Here is a 17,615-nt window from a genome sequence, read left to right on the forward strand (position 1 = left end):
AACGGCACGGATCGCTCGCGCTGCACTGATGAAAGATGTGCGGGTCGTTCAGCCGGTTATGCGCACGAACATGGTCCAGTGAGACGACGCGCTGAACGGTCCCCGGCTTCGGTCGACGAAACATATTGCCATGAGTCTGCTCAACAGGTCTCACACCAAGACGCCGACGATGCTGACGTTGATCCGAGCACTGTGGCATCGGTGCACACGGAGGGTGTCGTTGCCGGACACCGGGTAATCCGCCTTTTGGGCGCTGGGCACCGCGCCGTGGTCTACCTGGGACATTCCGGTGCCGGGAGCCTCGTTGCTCTCAAGGTCTTCCACGCCGCCACCGAGACGGCAAGCATTGAACTCGACATCACCGTACTGACGTCGGCCGCAGCGCCGGGACTCGTGCGTCTGCTCGACGTCGCGCAAGTTAGCGATGGCCGCATCTGTCTGATCCTGGAACGGCTCGCCGGGGGTTCCCTCGCCAGGTATCTGGTCGAACACCCGTCCTTGTCACCGGGCGAGGTCGTGACCCTGCTGGCACCGATCACTGTGGCCCTCAACGCGATGCACACGGCCGGGTTCGCGCACGGCGGCGTCACCCAGTCAACAATTCTGCTGGATGCGAATGGCCGGGCAGTGCTGACCGGTTTTGGTGCTGTTTTAAACCTCAACGACGTGCCCCGGGACCGAATACAGAGGCTGCGCGCCGACTACAAACGCTTGGCAGTTGTAATGGTGGCCGTCTTTGAGTCGGTCGCGAAAACGGACCCGCACCGCGAGAGCAGTGCCGCACTGATGCGACGATTTCAGGCTGCCATCAATCCCTCAGCACCTCCAGCACGTCCAGCACAGGCACCTGACGCCGCACACCCCGGATCGATCCTGGGCAGGCTCGAATACGACCTTTTTGATTGGGCCGACGCTGAACCACTTCACGGCTTTGACCCCGACGACCGACGCGATGCACAAGGAGTCACGGCGAACCCTGCCGCTGTCGAGACGAAAGCTGTGCAGGTCAACGGGGTTCAACTCCGCCACAGCGCTCTGCACACAGACCCGGCCGGACCGCGGGCTCCCGACGACAAGGACTTTGGCCATGAAACCCCCGCCGACCCAACGGGCGGCAAGCTCGACAACGAAGTAAGTTCACAGGCTTACCGCCCCGACGAACGCGCCGACGAACTCGTCGAAGACTTCGACGCGAGCTTCGACGATAGGTGGCCGCGCGATCGTTTCGCCGTCAGTGGCGGTGTTCTCCGCAACCTCTCCGGTCGGGGAACCACCCTCCTACGTGCACTACAGCCGCGGGCACGCCTCGGTCGGGTAATCGAGAGCGTGGTCTCCTCTGTGGTCGACTCGCATCCGCTCAACTCCGCGGGGCACGCACTACGTAAACGACTGCACGGGCACCATCGTCCCCTGCTGGTGGCCGCTATCGGAGGCGCCAGCATTCTCATGCTCGCCCTGACCCTGTTCCCCGTCTCAGGCCGTGCCGGGGAAACTGGGCCACCGCGTGTTGCGGCTACAGCCGGTGCTGCACCTGTCAACGACACTCCAGGGCCAACCGACGGTCCGACAATACCGAACGGTTTACCAGTGGATGCCGCAGGCTCCGCCAGCCAGGCGGCAATAGCGGGGGATGACCCGGTAGCGGCCGTGCTGGCCCTGCTCGGGCGCCGGGCCGCGTGCCTGTTGGCCGCGTCCCTGGTCTGCCTGGTCGACGTCGACCAGACCGGGTCGGCCATTCTGGCTTCAGACAGCTACGATGCCCGTGAGCGGCAGCAGGGTCTGTCCGGCCGGGATATCGCAGACTATTCGGACTATGTGCCGTCACTGGTCGAACGCAGCGGCGACCTCGCCGTCGTCGCATTGACCCCGGCGTCCGGGGAGCAAAAAAGCCAGCCGGCCTCGGTCCTTGTGGTTAAGGGCGAGGACGGCTGGCGTCTTCGTGAAATTTTCGACTACTGAACTGCGCCATAACCGCGGGTGGTCCAGGGCCGTAAGTTCAAGCTGTTAGATTCCGAGATTGCCCTCGAACGCACCGGCCTCAAGCCGCGCCTTCATCGTAGCGAGGAAGCTGGCTGCATCCGCACCGTCGATGATGCGGTGGTCGTAAGACAGGGCCAGGTACACGCTCGATCGGATCGCGATCGAATCAAGGCCGTCGTTGGTGACAACAAGCGGCTTCTTGTAGACGATTCCGGTACCAAGGATGGCGCTCTGCGGCAGGAAAACGACGGGCGTATCGAACAGGGCACCACGCGAACCGGTGTTGGTCAGCGTGAACGTTCCACCACTCAATTCGTCGGGCTTGAGCTTGTTGTCCCGCGTGCGAGCGGCGAGGTCCGCGATTTGAGCTGCGAAACCGGCCAGGTCGAGTTCCCCGGCGTTGCGTACGACCGGAGTCAGGAGACCACGTTCGGTATCAACAGCAATGCTGATGTTTTCCTGGGCCGGGTACACGATCGTGTCGCCGTCGATCGTGGCGTTCACGATCGGGATGGCACGAAGCGCCTCGGCGGCAGCCAGAGCGAAGAACGGCAGGAACGAGAGTTTGTTGCCGGTCTTCTCGGCAAAAGCTGCCTTGACCCGATCGCGCAGCAGGGCTACACGAGTGACATCCACCTCGACCACTGTCGTGAGCTGAGCGGATGACTGCATCGAGATGACAGCACGCTCGGCGACAACCTTGCGCAGGCGGGACATCGGCTGAGTCGTTCCGCGCAGCGGTGAGACCTCGATAACGGGCGCCGCTACGGCAGTGCCGACCGCGGAAGCGGCCTGAACGATGTCTTCCTTGCGGATGCGTCCGCCCACGCCGGTGCCGCTGATCGTCGACAGGTCAACGCCGGCCTCGTTCGCCAGCTTGCGCACAATCGGCGTGACGTAACCGCTGGTTCCAGCGTGTGAGCCTCGATTCGCCGGCGCAGCAGCAGGAACGGGGGCCGGCGCAGCTGGTACCGGGGCAGGGACCGGATCCGCTGCGACGGGTGCCGGGGCAACGACCGGAGCCGGGGCAGCGACCGGAGCGGCTGCGACGGGTGCCGGGGCAGCGACCGGCGCCGGGGCAACGACCGGATCCGGGGCAGCCACCGGAGCGGCTGCGACGGGCGCCGGCGTAGCGACCGGCGTCGGGGCGGGCGCAACGGGCTCGGGCTCTTCAACGGCAGCCGGTGCCTCAACGACCGGTGCCGCTGCACCGGAGCCATCGCCGATCGTGACGAGCGGGGTTCCGACCTCGACAGTCTCGTCTTCCTGCACCAAAATGGCTTCGATGATGCCCGCGACCGGGGACGGGATTTCCGTGTCCACCTTGTCGGTCGATACCTCGAGCAACGGCTCGTCGACCTCCACGCGGTCGCCCACGTTCTTGAGCCAGCGGGTGACCGTGCCCTCTGTGACACTCTCTCCGAGTGCCGGGAGGCTGACGGATTCGCTCATGCGTATGTCTCCTTCAAAACCGTTTGGTTGTCTGAAAATTGGTAGAAAATGGTGGGAGCCGACTACATCGCGTGAAGCGGCTTGCCAGCAAGCGCCAGGAACGCCTCGCCCAGCGCTTCATTTTGCGTCGGGTGCGCGTGCAGGAACGGTGCGATGTCCTCCGGGTACGCTTCCCAGTTCACCACGAGCTGGCCTTCACCGATGAGCTCACCAACGCGGGCACCGATCATGTGGATTCCCACGATGGGGCCGTCCTTGACACGCACCAGCTTGACCGAACCGGCCGTGCCGAGGATCGAGCTTTTGCCGTTTCCGCCGAGGTTGTATTCGTAGGTGGAGATCTGGTCAGCGCCGAACTTGTCGGCGGCCTTGGCTTCGCTGTAGCCGACGGAGGCGACTTCAGGATCCGAGTAGGTGACCTTGGGGATATTCAGGTCCTCGACGATGATCGGGTTCAGCCCGGCGATTTCTTCGGCAACGAAGATGCCCTGCTGAAAACCGCGGTGGGCGAGCTGCAGGCCTGGCACGATGTCGCCCACGGCGTAAACGCCGGGGATGTTCGTGGCGAGGCGATCATCGGTGATGACAAATCCGCGGTCCATGGTTACGCCGACCTCGTCAAAGCCAAGACCGGCGGTGACCGGGCCGCGCCCGACAGCCACAAGCAGCAGGTCGGCCTCAACGGTCGTGCCATTCTCGAGCGTGACGACAACGCCGGAGTCGGACTGAGTGACGCTCTGAAAGCGGATGCCGAGAGAGTACTCGATACCGCGCTTGCGGAACGCGCGCTCGAGCTGCTTGGAAATCGACTCTTCCTCGTTGGGCACGAGGTGCGGAAGTGCCTCGATGATCGTGACCTCGGCGCCGAATGACTTCCAAACGCTCGCGAACTCGACGCCGATGACGCCGCCGCCGAGCACAGCAACCTTCTTCGGAACATAGTCCAGGGCAAGTGCGGTCTCGCTCGTGATGACACGGCCGCCGATCTCCAGGCCGGGCAGCGAACGGGAATAGGAACCCGTGGCCAGGATCACGTTCTTGCCGACGATCAAGTCGTCACCGACCTGAACGGTCGTCGGGGATACCAGATGCCCCTCGCCCTCGATCACGGTGATCCCGCGCGCTTTGACCAGGCCCTGCAGCCCCTTGTACTTGCTCGCCACGATGCCCTCGCGGAACGCGGTGACGGCAGCGATATCGATGCCCTCGAACGCGGTCTTGACGCCGTATTTGGCGGCTTCACGGCTGACGTCGGCGACTTCGGCCGAGTGCAGGAGGGCCTTGGTGGGGATGCAACCGACGTGCAGGCAGGTGCCGCCGAGTTTGCCCTTCTCGATCAGACCAACGGTGAATCCCAGCTGCACGGCACGCAGCGCTGCTGCGTATCCACCGCTTCCGCCACCGAGAACGACAATGTCAAAATTCTGTTCCGACACTCAGCTACTCCCTCGCGCATTACGCTCTGTCACGACGGCCGACGGATTATGCTCATCGGCCACGTGGTTTGACAAGCTTTTTCTTGCCCCTTCGACTGTACTACGGGCGTGAAAAGTCCTCGGCCAGTCGAAGAAGCGCCCGAACGGACACCCCGGTTGGTCCCACACCGGTGAAACCCCAACCGGATCCGGAATTCTGAGCCGGCCCGGCGATGTCGAGGTGAGCCCACGGAATGGTTTGGCCAGCCGTGCCTGTTCCGATGAATTCCCTCAGAAATACCCCGGCGAGAAGCATCCCGCCGGCCGTGCTGCCGATTTTCGCATTTGCGATGTCGGCGACGTCAGAATTGAGGGTGGCGCGCAATTCCTGCGGGAAAGGCATGGGCCAGGCCGTCTCGCCGGTCGCGGCGCTGGCTGCGAGCACGTGCTGCACGAGAGTGTCATCTCCCATCGCGCCGAAATACCGGTTGCCGAGGGCCACGACAGCGGCGCCGGTCAGGGTTGCGACGTCGATGATGGCGTCGGGATGTTCTTCACCCGCGGCGACGAGTCCGTCGGCGAGCACGAGGCGACCTTCGGCATCCGTGTTGAGCACCTCGACGGTGCGTCCGCCGCGCAGGCGCAGCACGTCGTTGGGACGGATGGCCGATCCCGACGGCATGTTTTCGGCGATACACATCCATGCGGTGATTCGAACAGGGAGCTGGAGCCGGGCTGCGGCCACCACCACCGCCAGCACGGTGGCGGCGCCAGTCATGTCGTACTTCATGCCCACCATCGATGCCGGCGGCTTGAGCGAGAGTCCGCCGGTGTCGAACGTTATGCCCTTGCCAACGAGGGCGAGGTGTTTGGCGGCACCGCTCGGGCTGTAGCTGAGCTTGACCAGGCGCGGCGGGCGAGTGGAACCCGCACCGACGCCGGCAATGCCGCCGAACCCGTCGGCTGCGAGCTGACGCTCATCCCAGACGGTCACCTCAAGCGGCAGGCCACGTGCGGCGTCGACGGCCAGGTCGGCAAGCGCGGCAGGGAATAGATCGAGCGGCGGCATATTGACAAGGTCCTTGACCAGAGCAATCGCTTCGGCGCTGACCCGGGCGCGTTCCACAGCGGATGGCGCCGGGGTCGTACTATGCACGATAACGCTCCGGGCCGGCAGTTGCGCCGCAGCCAACGAACTGTGCCGGTAGGCCGTGTAGGAATAGCCGCCGAGGGCAGCTCCCTCCAGTACAGCTTCGACCTGGTCGGCATCGTCCATGGGTACTGAGAAGGCCACCGAGGCTGCACCGGTCAGCTGCCGTACGGCAGACCCGGCCGCGTGTCGAAGGGCCTCGGTGTTGAGCAGGCTTCCCAGTCCGACAACGGCGATACTGCGCGGTGTCCCGACCGTGACGACCAGGCGCACCACCTCGTCACGCGCGCCGGTCGCATTCAGGAGCGGCAGCTGGGCCGTCACCGACTTGATCAGATCCTGACCGAGTGTGACATCCGCGAGCAACTGCACCCCGTCATCCGTTTGGAGTGAAGCCAGAATGAGGATATCGGCGGTGGAGGCCTGCGCGGACTCGGTGGACAGGGACAGGGAGGGAACAGTCATACCTCGATGGTATCCGTGGCGCCCCTGGCCACCCGCTCTGGGCTGTTCGCTCAGGGCACGATGGTGAAAACCCTAAAAGACGGCAGGAACGGGCGCCTCGGATTACAGTTAAGGGATGTCAGACCCCGAGGATCTCTACGAACTCACTGCCGACGCTGAAGGCGTCCCGGAGGGACTACACCTGATCATGGGTCTTACCGGCTTTGCGGATGCCGGTGGCGCGGTAGCGCAGTTCACAGACTACTTGCTGACAACGCTGGATCACACCGTCGTTGCGTCGTTCGATACCGATACCCTGCTGGACTATCGTGCCCGGCGTCCGATCATTTACTTCGATCAAGATCACCTCACGAACTACCAGCCGCCTTCGCTCCAGCTGTACCTTGCCCGCGACGAGATCGGTCAGCCATTCCTTTTTCTGACCGGCTTCGAACCAGACTTTCGCTGGGAGCAGTTCACTGCGGCCATGCTGCAGCTCGTCGACCGATTCACGGTTTCCTCGACGACCTGGATGCACGCCATTCCAATGCCCGTTCCGCACACGCGCCCGATCGGTGTAACGGTCAGTGGCAATCGTTCCGATCTCATCGAAAATCGATCGGTCTGGCGACCGCACACGCAGGTAGCCGCCAACGTTTTACACCTTCTGGAGTTCCGCCTGCAAGAACGTGGCGCATCTACCGTCGGCTATGTATTGCTCGTTCCGCATTATCTGGGTGATACCGAGTTTCCGGCCGCAGCCCTCAGCGCGCTGGAGAGCACGAGTGCGTCAACGGGTTTGATTTTTCCGACCGATCGGCTACGCGAAGCAAACAGAGAATTTGTCGCGCGCATCGACGACCAGGTGCAGAGTAATCCGGAGCTGGCCAAGCTTGTGGGCACCCTCGAGCAGCGCTACGACGCCTATATGGAGGGGAGCACGCTGCGTTCGCCACTCACCGACGAAGACGGCGAGTTGCCGTCAGCCGATGAGATCGCCGCAGAACTCGAGAACTTCCTCGCCCTGCGCCGCAGCCGCGATGACGGCGCCAACAGCTGAAGCCAGCTCACGTAACGCGATGACCCGCCGTGAAGTGCCGGTCGGGTTGAACGCGATAGGTTAGAACCAGTGAACTCGTCTCGATCCACCCTGATCTTTATCGTCGGGTCGTTCGCGTACCTGTCGGCCGTGCTTCAGCGCACGTCAATGGGAATTGCCGGGGTGGCCGCTACGGAAAAATTCGGTGGCTCGGCCGCTATTCTCTCGAGTCTGGCCGTCGTGCAGCTCATCGTTTACGCCGCCGCGCAGATTCCGGTCGGGGTGTTGATCGACCGGTACGGTCCGCGAGGGCTCATGATCACGGGAACCACGCTCATGGTCACCGGCCAAATCACCCTAGCCTTGGCACCGGATATCTCGATCGCCGTCATCGGCCGCATTCTCGTCGGCGCGGGTGATGCGACCATTTTCATCTCGATGATCCGCCTTATCAGCTCCTGGTTCAGCGGTCGCATCGTTCCCCTGTTGAGCCAGTGGATGGGTAACATCGGCCAACTCGGTCAGGTGCTCTCCGCGGTGCCCCTGGCTTGGCTGCTGCACGCGCGCGGTTGGACGCCGGCCTTCCTCTCGGCGGCCTCCGTGGCCGTTATCGCCCTGATCGTGATCATCATTTTCGTGCAGGACCGACCCAAAGACACCACTGCGCGCGTGCATACCAACAGCCTCGGAATGGCGCTGACCCAGCTGCGGCACAGTTTTCGGCGCCCGGGAACCCAACTCGGGTTCTGGTCTCATTACGTTTCGCAGTCTTCCGGTACCGTGTTCAGCCTGTTGTGGGGCTATCCATTCATGGTCTTCGCCCTCGGCTACGAACCCGCGTTTGCGGCCGGCATGCTCACCGTTTTGGTCGGTGCAGGCCTGATATTCGGACCAATTCTGGGCCTGCTGACGGCGCGCCACCCGCTGCGCCGCAGCAATATCGTGCTCGCCATCGTGACCGGTATCGGTGTCGCCTGGGCGATCGTGTTGCTCTGGCCCGGCGTTCCACCACTCTGGACGATCGTGCTGTTGCTAGTCGTGCTTGGAATCGGCGGGCCCGGATCGCTGATCGGCTTCGATTTCGCGCGCACTTTTAATCCACAGCGAAGCCTGGGATCGGCTAATGGTGTCGTCAACGTCGGAGGCTTCACCGCGAGCTTCGTCATGATGTATCTAATCGGGCTACTGCTCGATCTTCAAAACGGATGGCGCATCGCCGGGGGAGCAGCGAGTGACCTGTATGCGCTCGACGCATTTCGGGTGGCCTTCGCAGTGCAGTACCTCGTCGTCGGACTCGGCATCGGCTTTCTGGTGCACGCCCGCCGGCGTACCCGGCGCCAGCTTTCCCGCGACGAAGGAATAGAAGTCGCACCTATTTGGGTTGCACTATCACGTGGCTGGAAACGGCGTAATCCGTAATTGTAGTACCGATTGTGGCTTGTCGTCCAGACAAACCGTGCAATAATTGATCCTAGGACCCGTTCTGGTCCGGGGCATTCCGAACTCACTTCGGCATGGGCATCCCGGGACTTGACATGGGTCCAAGTTCTGCCCAAAAACGCTTCTGGCTCCCTTGAGGTTTTCAGAAGCAGGTACGACTCTGCATGAGAGGTGTTCGAATGGCAACCACCGTCAAGACTGAGGTGACCGATGAGTCTGTCGCGACTCCGGTAGTATCGCCGGCCAAGAAAGCCGTCACTAAGGCCGCCGCAGCGAAGGCCGCTGCCGCCGAAGCTGCCGCGACGAAGAAGTCTGCAGCGGCTGACCTGGCTACCGAAAAGCCGGCCCCCAAGAAGCGCGCGACGAAGGCGAAGGTCGTCAAGAAAGACGACGAAGCCGACGTCGTCGGCGGTTCAGAAGCCGATGACGACGAGTTAGATGAGGACAGCACTAAGCGTTCGGCGTCGACCGAGCCGCTCCCCAGCGGGGCCCTCGTGCTCTCGCTCGTTGACGACGACGACGAGGTTCCGGTCTACTCCAGCGCCATCACCGGCGCCACGGCTGACCCCGTCAAGGACTACCTCAAGCAGATCGGTAAAGTCGCCCTGCTGAACGCCGCCGAAGAGGTTGAGCTGGCGATGCGCATCGAAGCCGGCCTGTTCGCTGAAGACAAGTTGTCGGAGATGACCGACGTTGAGAAGAAGAACACGCTGGGCCGCGAGCTGCAGTGGGTCGCCAAAGACGGCGCCAGGGCCAAGAGCCATCTCCTCGGCGCCAACCTGCGCCTCGTCGTGTCACTCGCCAAGCGGTATACCGGTCGCGGCATGCAATTTCTCGACCTGATCCAAGAAGGCAACCTTGGCCTTATTCGTGCCGTCGAGAAGTTCGACTACACCAAGGGCTTCAAGTTCAGTACGTACGCGACCTGGTGGATTCGGCAGGCCATCACCCGCGCCATGGCCGACCAGGCCCGTACGATTCGAATCCCCGTGCACATGGTCGAGGTCATCAACAAGCTCGCCCGCGTTCAGCGCCAGATGCTGCAGGACCTCGGTCGCGAGCCAACTCCGGAAGAACTTAGTCGCGAACTCGATATGACGCCTGAAAAGGTCGTCGAAGTGCAGAAGTACGGACGCGAACCGATCTCCCTTCACACCCCGCTCGGCGAAGACGGCGACAGCGAATTCGGTGACCTCATCGAAGATACCGAAGCCGTCGTTCCCGCCGATGCCGTGGGCTTCACGATGCTGCAGAAGCAGCTCGAGAGCCTACTTGACTCACTCTCCGAGCGCGAAGCTGGGGTGATCCGTATGCGTTTCGGCCTCGGTGACGGAATGCCGAAGACTCTCGACCAGATCGGTGACACCTTCGGTGTGACGCGCGAGCGCATTCGCCAGATTGAGTCTAAAACGATGGCGAAGCTTCGTCACCCGTCCCGGTCGCAGTCCCTACGCGACTACCTCGAGTAAACGTGACAGTGGCAGGTCCCGCCCCGGCTATGCAGTGCGCTTCGTGAGTGCCCTCCGGTTCGCCCCCGCGATTCTGGTCGGTCGAATCGTTCGAGTGCTGGCACGATGGCGCAAACCGGGCGGCGGCTCTGCCATCCCCGGAGTCGTCGTCAACCGCATCGCCCCGGGCTTTCTGGCCGCGACGCTGAACGGTTTTCCGCTCGGTCTCGTGATCGTGACCGGGTCAAGCGGCAAATCAACGACGACCAAGATGCTCGTCGCTATTCTTCGCGCCCACGGCCTCTCCGTGTTCACCAACCAGTCGACAGCCAACATCAGCCAGGGTCTGACCAGCGCCCTTCTGGAACAGGTCAGTCTCGCTGGCACGATCGCCGACGATGTTGCCGTGCTTGAAATGGATGAAGGACACGGCGCGTTTATCGCCAGGTCCCTGACTCCGCGAGTCGTTGCCCTGACCAACGTCATGGTCGACCAGATCGATCGGTTCCACGATTCCGAAATGGTCGCTGCCCTTCTGGAGAAAATCGCCGCTCGGGCGACGGAGTCCGTCGTGCTCAATGCCGATGACCGGTACCTGGCCGACCTAGGCTCTGCCCTCGAACCAGGCATTGCGGTGTCCCGCTACGGTGTGACGGCCGAGGTTCTCGCTGAGTATCCTCGTGGACTCGGTTATGCCGACACCGCATCGACTCGCCTGCCGGCCGGAAGCGGGCTACAGCTCACTCGGGTGGTCGGCCGAGACGCCGACGTGCAGTTTGCCACGGGTATTCACAGCATCCGCTTACCTGCCCGCGGGATCCACTATGCCGTCGACGCGCTGACCGCCTTGAGCACGGCTAGCGTGACCCTCGGCGAACGCTTCTCTCCGGAAATGGCCTGTGCGGCGTTGTCGGCTATGCCGGCCGTGTTCGGCCGCGGCGAAATGGTGACCGTCGGTGGCAAAACCATCGAGTTTGTTCTGGTGCAAAACCCGTCGAGCTTTCAGCTCAATGTCGACAGTCTCGTATCGGGCACAGAGCAAATTCTGGTGATTATCGGCTCGGACGTTCGCGACCCGTCGTATTTCTGGCCGGTGGACACGTCCGGGCTCGGCCACGTGCTTATGGCTTCCGGACTCAAGGCGCACGAGATCGCCCTGCAGCTGGCCTATGACGACGTTGCCGTTGACCGCATTGAACCGGATGTACCGACTGCCCTCGACGCGTTTCTGGCGCTGCCCGATCCCACATCCGGGGTGAAAACCATTATCTTTTCGGCCGACGGAATGCGGCGCACGCGCGCGCACCTCGGCCTCGTCTCCAACTCTGAGGACCCGGTATGACCGCCACTTCGCCTGACCGGCCCTTCACGGTCGTTTCGCTGCTGCCGCGCCTGCTCAATACGAATGGCGATGCCGGTAACGCCAGAGTGCTCGCGCAGCGCATTCGGTGGAGCGGCCACGACGCGCTGGTGGTCGAGGTGCATTCTCGCGCTGACCTGCCCGAACACGTGGACGCGGTGTCAATCGGTTCAGGTACGGACGCTGACCTCCTACCGGCCAGGGACGCACTGCGGACACTGGTCGAAGAACTGCGCGTCTGGTCCAACTCCGGTGTGCCCATTCTGGCCGTCGGAACTGGCTGGGAATTGCTGAGCTGGGGCATCGAGCTCGCCGATGGTTCTGTGCTGGAGGGTCTCGGGCTCGTGGCCGGCCACGCCGTACCGCGTGCTGCACGCGCAACCGATGACATCATCGTCGCGTCGAGGTACGGGCGGTTGATCGGGTTCGAGAACCATGCCCGCGACTATGTCGGCGCCGACGCCAGTCCGCTCGGGCGGGTGATCTACGGCATCGGTAACTCGGATACCCGGGCGAGCGGACCGCAGATTGAGGGGCTGACCATGGGCGAGGTGTTCTGTACCCACCTGCACGGGCCGGTGCTCGCGCGCAACCCGGCCCTGGCCGATCACCTGTTACAGGCAACTTTCACTCGATCCGGACTCGACTATGTACGCGGAGCACGGTCAATGTCCGTCGATGAAACCGCGCGGGCGGCACGCAATCAAGTGGCCGTGCGGCTCGGACATTCAGCCGAATAGCGCCCACATAGACGAAGCACGACCCTCAACAACGAGAAAGCCGCGCAGGCCGCTGGCCGAAGCCAGCCGCCTGCGCGGCATTTGTTTTGAAGTCGCTCAGTCAGCTAGGAACGCTGATCTTCGAGCAGCCGGCTCGATTCGTCGTGCCAGCTTTCAGCGATGGCCGCGAGCTTCTCCTGATGCTTCCGGCCGTGGTGCGCGCAGAACAACAGTTCGCTGTTCTTCACGACGACACGAATGTAAGCCTGGGCACCGCAAGCGTCGCAGCGGTCGGCTGCGGTGAGCTGATGGGGGGTACCCTGGTTGGCTACGGCACCATTATCGGTGGCGATCTGGGACATTTTCTCCTCCTCCAGATTGAATGCATGAACCCTGTTAATCAATGTAAACACGCCGAAGGAACTATGACGAGATGATTGGCCGGTATTTCGCTCACCGCGTAGACGTGTTGTGGTCAGTGGCGAGTCGCGACCAGCCGGTTCCGCGCGAAAACTTGCTAGTCGGTGCCGGTATTCTTAGATGTTGTGAACTCTGATTACTCCGCGCGCCACCTGTCCGTCCTTGAGGGACTCGAGGCGGTGCGCAAACGCCCCGGCATGTACATCGGTTCCACCGACTCGCGCGGGTTGATGCACTGCCTGTGGGAGATCATCGACAACTCCGTCGATGAAGCCCTGGGCGGACACGGTGCCAGCATCAACATCGAGCTGCACCCAGACCACAGCGTCGAAGTACGCGACACCGCCCGGGGAATCCCGGTCGATATCGAGCCCAAGACCGGACTGACCGGCGTTGAAGTCGTGTTTACGAAACTGCACGCCGGAGGAAAGTTCGGCAGCGGATCGTACGCGGCGTCCGGTGGTCTGCACGGAGTGGGAGCATCCGTCGTCAATGCTCTCTCCGAACGTCTGGATGTCGAAGTCGACCGCGACGGCAAGACCTGGGCCATGTCGTTTCACCGGGGCGAACCGGGCCTGTTTGCCGACGCGGAGCAAAAGAGCCCCGATGCCCCGTTCACTCCGTTTGAGAACCAGAGCGAGCTGCGGGTGATCGGAAAGGTCAAGCGCGGCGTCACGGGAACCCGCATCCGCTATTGGGCCGACCGTCAGATCTTCACCAAGGGCGCCACGTTCCAGACCGACGAGGTACTGGGTCGCGCCCGTCAGACCGCATTCCTCGTGCCCGGCCTCGCGATCGAGGTTGCCGACCGGCGCACCGATGTGCCCGTGATCAGCCTGTTCCAGTTCGACGGTGGCATCTCCGAATTCGTCGAGCACCTCGCTACGGATGCCCCAATCACCGACACCTGGCGACTGACCGGCAGCGGTACCTTCAGCGAAACCGTGCCAGTGCTCACCGACAAAGGTGCCATGGTGCCCACCGAACTCGTTCGCGACTGCCAGGTGGATATCGCCCTGCGCTGGGGGACCGGCTACGACACGATCGTGCAAAGTTTCGTCAACATTATTGCCACGCCTAAGGGTGGAACCCACCAGGCCGGCTTCGATGCCGGTCTGCTTAAATTTCTTCGCGGTCAGGTCGAACTGAACGCCCGACGACTGAAGGTCGGCAGCGACAAGCTCGACAAGGACGACGTGATGGCCGGCCTCACCGCCGTACTCACGGTGCGTTTGCCTGAACCGCAGTTCGAGGGGCAGACGAAGGAAGTGCTCGGTACGCCAGCGGTTCGGGCAATCGTCGCCAACGTGGTCGCCAAGACCATGGCTGAGCGCTATGCCTCGCCGAAGCGCGACGACAAGACCCAGTCAGCGTTGCTCCTCGACAAGATCGTCGCCGAGATGAAGTCGCGCATCTCCGCCAGGGCACACAAAGAGACCCAGCGGCGCAAGAACGCCCTCGAGAGTTCTTCCCTGCCGGCAAAGCTGGTGGACTGCCGCAGCAACGACGTATCGACGAGTGAGCTCTTTATCGTTGAAGGGGACTCAGCCCTCGGCACCGCCAAGCTGGCTCGCGACAGCGAGCATCAGGCGCTTTTGCCGATTCGGGGCAAGATCCTGAACGTGCAGAAAGCGTCGGTTGCCGACATGCTCTCCAACACGGAGTGTGCCTCGATCATTCAGGTAATCGGCGCCGGTTCCGGGCGCAGCTTCGACCTATCGGCTGCGCGCTACGGCAAGGTCATTATCATGAGCGACGCCGACGTCGACGGCGCCCATATTCGTACCCTGCTTCTCACGCTGTTTTTCCGCTATATGCGTCCGATGATCACCGAGGGCCGCGTGTTTGCCGCCGTACCGCCGTTACACCGAGTCGTCGTGATGAACCCGGGAAGCAAGCCCAACGAAACCATCTACACCTACTCGGAGATCGAACTGCACGGGGTCCTCAGCGCGCTCGAGAAGAAGAACCAGCGTTATCAAGATCCAATCCAGCGCTACAAGGGCCTTGGGGAAATGGATGCCGACCAGCTCGCCACCACGACCATGGAACGCGCCCACCGCACGCTGCGGCGGGTGCGCGTCGCCGATGCCGAGTCCGCCGGCAAAGTGTTCGAGCTACTGATGGGCAACGACGTTGCCCCGCGTAAAGAGTTCATTATCGACAGTTCCGACAAACTCTCACGGGACCGCATCGACGTCTAACCAGTCGCTATCGCCCCGACATCGGCTAGATCTCGGCGCCGATCGCTCCAATCATGGCGTCGAGCATTACTCCGGAGGCGTCGCGGCGGGAGCCGGAATCCGGCAGGGTGCGCGGAGTTCCGTCCGGGGCAACGGCGCGGGCAGGGGAGCGGCCGACCCAGGCCACCGCGAGGGTATCTTCACCCTTCAGGAAGCGTTGGGCGCGCACGCCGCCGGTGGCGCGTCCCTTGGCCGGATATTCCGAGAAATCGCTCTGCTTCGCGCTGCCGGGGTCGGTGCCTGGCAACGTTTGACTGCTCGATGCCACTGTGGCCACGACAGCCGTGGTGACGTCGTCGGTCGACAGGCTGGAAAAGAACACGACGTTTTCGCCCGGCGTCAGTTTGATGCCGGCCATCCCTCCGGCCGCTCGGCCCTGGGGGCGCACACCCGACGCGGTGAACCGCAGCAGCTGCGCATCCGACGTGATGAAAACGAGGTCGTCGTCCTCGGCGCCCTGCACGGCACCGACCACCTCGTCCTTCGGCTTGAGTGCGATGATCTCGAAGTCGGGTTTGTTGGCCCAGTCACCGGGAGTGACCCGCTTAACGACGCCTTGCCGCGTGGCAAGCGCGATTGCCCGATCAGAGTCGAGCGAGACAACGGCCAGCACGCGTTCCTTTTTGTCGGGCAGCACGAGGTACTCGCTGATCCGCACGCCAGCCGCCAACTGGATGGACGTGGGCGGCATCACCGGAAGGTCGACGGGGGAGAAGCGGATGAGCCGGCCCCGGTTGGTCACGGCGCCTACCTCCGTGCGGCTCGTTGTGTCGAGCGTCGACAGCACAGCATCGTGCTTACTGCGGCGCTGTGGCGGCTGGATCCGAGGAGGCACGGCGTCGTCGACCGCGACCAGATCCACACGGGCAATGCGCCCGGTCACGCTCAGAAAGACCCGGGTGGGAATGTCCTGCACCTCGAGGACTGCGGCTTGGCGTTTGGCGGCGGCGGCCGACAGCCCGGCGATGCTCGGCTTGGCCTCGGTCAGCACCGTGCGGCGCGGAGTACCGAACTTTTCGGCCACAGCACCGAGCTCTTGCGAAACGAGCGTGCGAATGGCCGCTTTCGACGACAGCAACTTCTGAAGTTTCGCGATCTCCGCGAGCAACTGGTCGCGTTCAGTTTCGAGTTCAATGCGAGAAAACTTAGTCAAGCGCCGCAAGCGCAGTTCGAGAATGTACTCAGCCTGGATCTGGCTGAGGTCGAACACATCGATCAGCTTGGCACGAGCCTGTTCGGTGTCGTCGCTGGCACGAATGACTTGGATGACCTCGTCAATGTCGAGGATCGCGACGAGCAGACCGAGCACGAGGTGCAGGCGTTCCTTTCGACGGGCCAGCCGGTACGCAGAGCGCCTGGTGACAACCTCGATGCGGTGGTTCACATAAACGTGCAGCAGTTCGAGCAACCCCAGGGTTTGCGGGGCGCCACTGACCAGGGCCACAGCGTTGATGTTGAAGGAATCTTCCAGCGGCGTGTACCGATAGAGCTGCTCGAGCACGGCGTCGGGGCTGAAGCCGGTCTTGATTCCAATGACCAGCCGCAGTCCCTTCATCCGGTCGGTGAGGTCGGTGACGTCCGAGATACCGCTGAGCTTCTTGGAGTTGACGCCGTCCTTGATCTTTTCGATCACTTTTTCCGGGCCGACCAGATAGGGGAGTTCGGTCACGACGAGTCCGGTCTTGCGGGCGCTGATCGCCTCGATTGAGACCCGGGCGCGGGTCTTGAAGCTGCCGCGGCCGGTGCTGTAGGCATCTCTGATCCCAAGTAGGCCAACAATCGTTCCGCCGGTGGGCAGGTCGGGCCCTGGCACGAATTCCATAACGTCGTCGAGGGTCGCGTTCGGGTGGGCCAGTAGGTGCCGGGCTGCCCCGACGACCTCGATCAGGTTGTGTGGGGCCATATTGGTTGCCATGCCGACGGCGATGCCGCTGGTGCCATTGACGAGCAGGTTGGGGTAAGCGGCCGGCAACACGTCGGGCTGGGTCAGCTGGTTGTCGTAGTTGGGCACGAAATCCACGACGTCCTCGTCGAGATTCTCGGTCATGGCCAGCGCCGGAGCAGCCAGTCGGGCTTCGGTGTAGCGCGGTGCGGCCGGTCCGTCGTCGAGAGAACCGAAGTTGCCGTGCCCGTCGATGAGCGGCACGCGCAGGGAAAATGACTGGGCCATGCGCACGAGGGCGTCGTAGATGGCAGTGTCGCCGTGCGGGTGGAGCTTGCCCATCACCTCACCGACGACGCGGGCACTCTTGACGTGACCCCTGTCGGGGCGCAGTCCCATTTCGCTCATCTGGTACAGGATGCGTCTCTGCACCGGTTTTAGGCCATCCCTGGCGTCGGGCAGGGCCCGGGAGTAGATCACCGAATAGGCGTACTCGAGGAAGGATCCCTGCATCTCCGCCGACACATCGACGTCTTCGATGCGTTCGGTGCTGGCTGTGCTGGCGGCTGGTGGGGTGCTGTCTGAGCGGCTCATTGAAAAATTCTGCTTCAAGCGTGCGGCGG

12 protein-coding genes are annotated in these 17,615 nt (G+C 63.0%); 7 read left to right on the plus strand and 5 right to left on the minus strand.

The annotated features are described in order from the left end of the window. Nucleotides 1-201: 201 nt before the first annotated feature. Nucleotides 202-1,959 carry a protein kinase gene (locus tag CXY70_RS12270; protein ID WP_158250977.1) on the plus strand — a complete coding sequence of 586 codons (1,758 nt, stop codon included), beginning with the start codon at nt 202-204 and terminating at the stop codon, nt 1,957-1,959. Between the two features lie 45 nt (nt 1,960-2,004). Here CXY70_RS12270 and CXY70_RS12275 read toward each other — a convergent pair whose 3' ends face one another. From CXY70_RS12275 to CXY70_RS12285, 3 genes are all read right to left on the minus strand, one after another. Further along, nucleotides 2,005-3,432: a 2-oxo acid dehydrogenase subunit E2 gene (locus CXY70_RS12275; RefSeq protein ID WP_104192656.1), complete on the minus strand. Its 1,428-nt coding sequence runs from the start codon at nt 3,430-3,432 to the stop codon at nt 2,005-2,007. Nucleotides 3,433-3,494: 62 nt separating this feature from the next. Beyond that, nucleotides 3,495-4,868 carry a dihydrolipoyl dehydrogenase gene (gene lpdA / locus CXY70_RS12280; RefSeq protein WP_104192657.1) on the minus strand — a complete coding sequence of 458 codons (1,374 nt, stop codon included), beginning with the start codon at nt 4,866-4,868 and terminating at the stop codon, nt 3,495-3,497. Between the two features lie 100 nt (nt 4,869-4,968). Then, on the minus strand, nt 4,969-6,462 hold the full coding sequence (locus CXY70_RS12285; RefSeq protein WP_104192658.1) for a leucyl aminopeptidase: 1,494 nt from the start codon (nt 6,460-6,462) through the stop codon (nt 4,969-4,971). A 115-nt stretch (nt 6,463-6,577) separates the two neighbouring features. On the opposite strand from CXY70_RS12285, the gene CXY70_RS12290 reads away from it, so the two are divergent. The 5 genes from CXY70_RS12290 (at nt 6,578) to CXY70_RS12310 (ending at nt 12,468) form a co-directional block, all read left to right on the plus strand. After that, a complete protein-coding gene (locus CXY70_RS12290) occupies nt 6,578-7,501 on the plus strand; it encodes a proteasome assembly chaperone family protein (protein ID WP_104192659.1) in 924 nt (307 codons plus the stop codon). Between the two features lie 69 nt (nt 7,502-7,570). Further along, complete coding sequence (locus tag CXY70_RS12295) at nt 7,571-8,899, plus strand: nitrate/nitrite transporter (protein WP_104192660.1); 1,329 nt, start codon at nt 7,571-7,573, stop codon at nt 8,897-8,899. 200 nt (nt 8,900-9,099) lie between these two features. Then, nucleotides 9,100-10,389, plus strand: coding sequence for an RNA polymerase sigma factor (locus CXY70_RS12300; protein ID WP_104192661.1), 1,290 nt, complete (start codon nt 9,100-9,102; stop codon nt 10,387-10,389). Between the two features lie 43 nt (nt 10,390-10,432). Continuing rightward, a complete protein-coding gene (locus CXY70_RS12305; protein WP_146066130.1) occupies nt 10,433-11,710 on the plus strand; it encodes a MurT ligase domain-containing protein in 1,278 nt (425 codons plus the stop codon). Beyond that, nucleotides 11,707-12,468, plus strand: coding sequence for a type 1 glutamine amidotransferase (locus CXY70_RS12310; RefSeq protein WP_104192663.1), 762 nt, complete (start codon nt 11,707-11,709; stop codon nt 12,466-12,468). Before CXY70_RS12305 ends, CXY70_RS12310 begins: the two co-directional genes overlap by 4 nt. A 104-nt stretch (nt 12,469-12,572) precedes the next feature. Here the strand turns inward: CXY70_RS12310 and CXY70_RS12315 are convergent, their stop codons facing one another. After that, nucleotides 12,573-12,809, minus strand: a complete 237-nt coding sequence (locus CXY70_RS12315; RefSeq protein ID WP_104192664.1) for a hypothetical protein — start codon at nt 12,807-12,809, stop codon at nt 12,573-12,575. A 183-nt stretch (nt 12,810-12,992) separates the two neighbouring features. Between CXY70_RS12315 and CXY70_RS12320 the strand changes: the two genes are divergently transcribed. Next, the gene (locus CXY70_RS12320; protein WP_199183436.1) at nt 12,993-15,071 is read left to right on the plus strand and encodes a type IIA DNA topoisomerase subunit B; all 2,079 of its coding nucleotides are present in this window, start codon (nt 12,993-12,995) and stop codon (nt 15,069-15,071) included. 25 nt (nt 15,072-15,096) lie between these two features. Here the strand turns inward: CXY70_RS12320 and CXY70_RS12325 are convergent, their stop codons facing one another. Next, nucleotides 15,097-17,586, minus strand: a complete 2,490-nt coding sequence (locus tag CXY70_RS12325; protein WP_104192666.1) for a DNA topoisomerase (ATP-hydrolyzing) subunit A — start codon at nt 17,584-17,586, stop codon at nt 15,097-15,099. Between the last annotated feature and the right edge of the window lie 29 nt (nt 17,587-17,615).

Source organism: Cryobacterium sp. Y82 (assembly GCF_002929495.1).
In the GTDB taxonomy this organism is placed as follows: Bacteria; Actinomycetota; Actinomycetes; order Actinomycetales; family Microbacteriaceae; genus Cryobacterium; species Cryobacterium serini.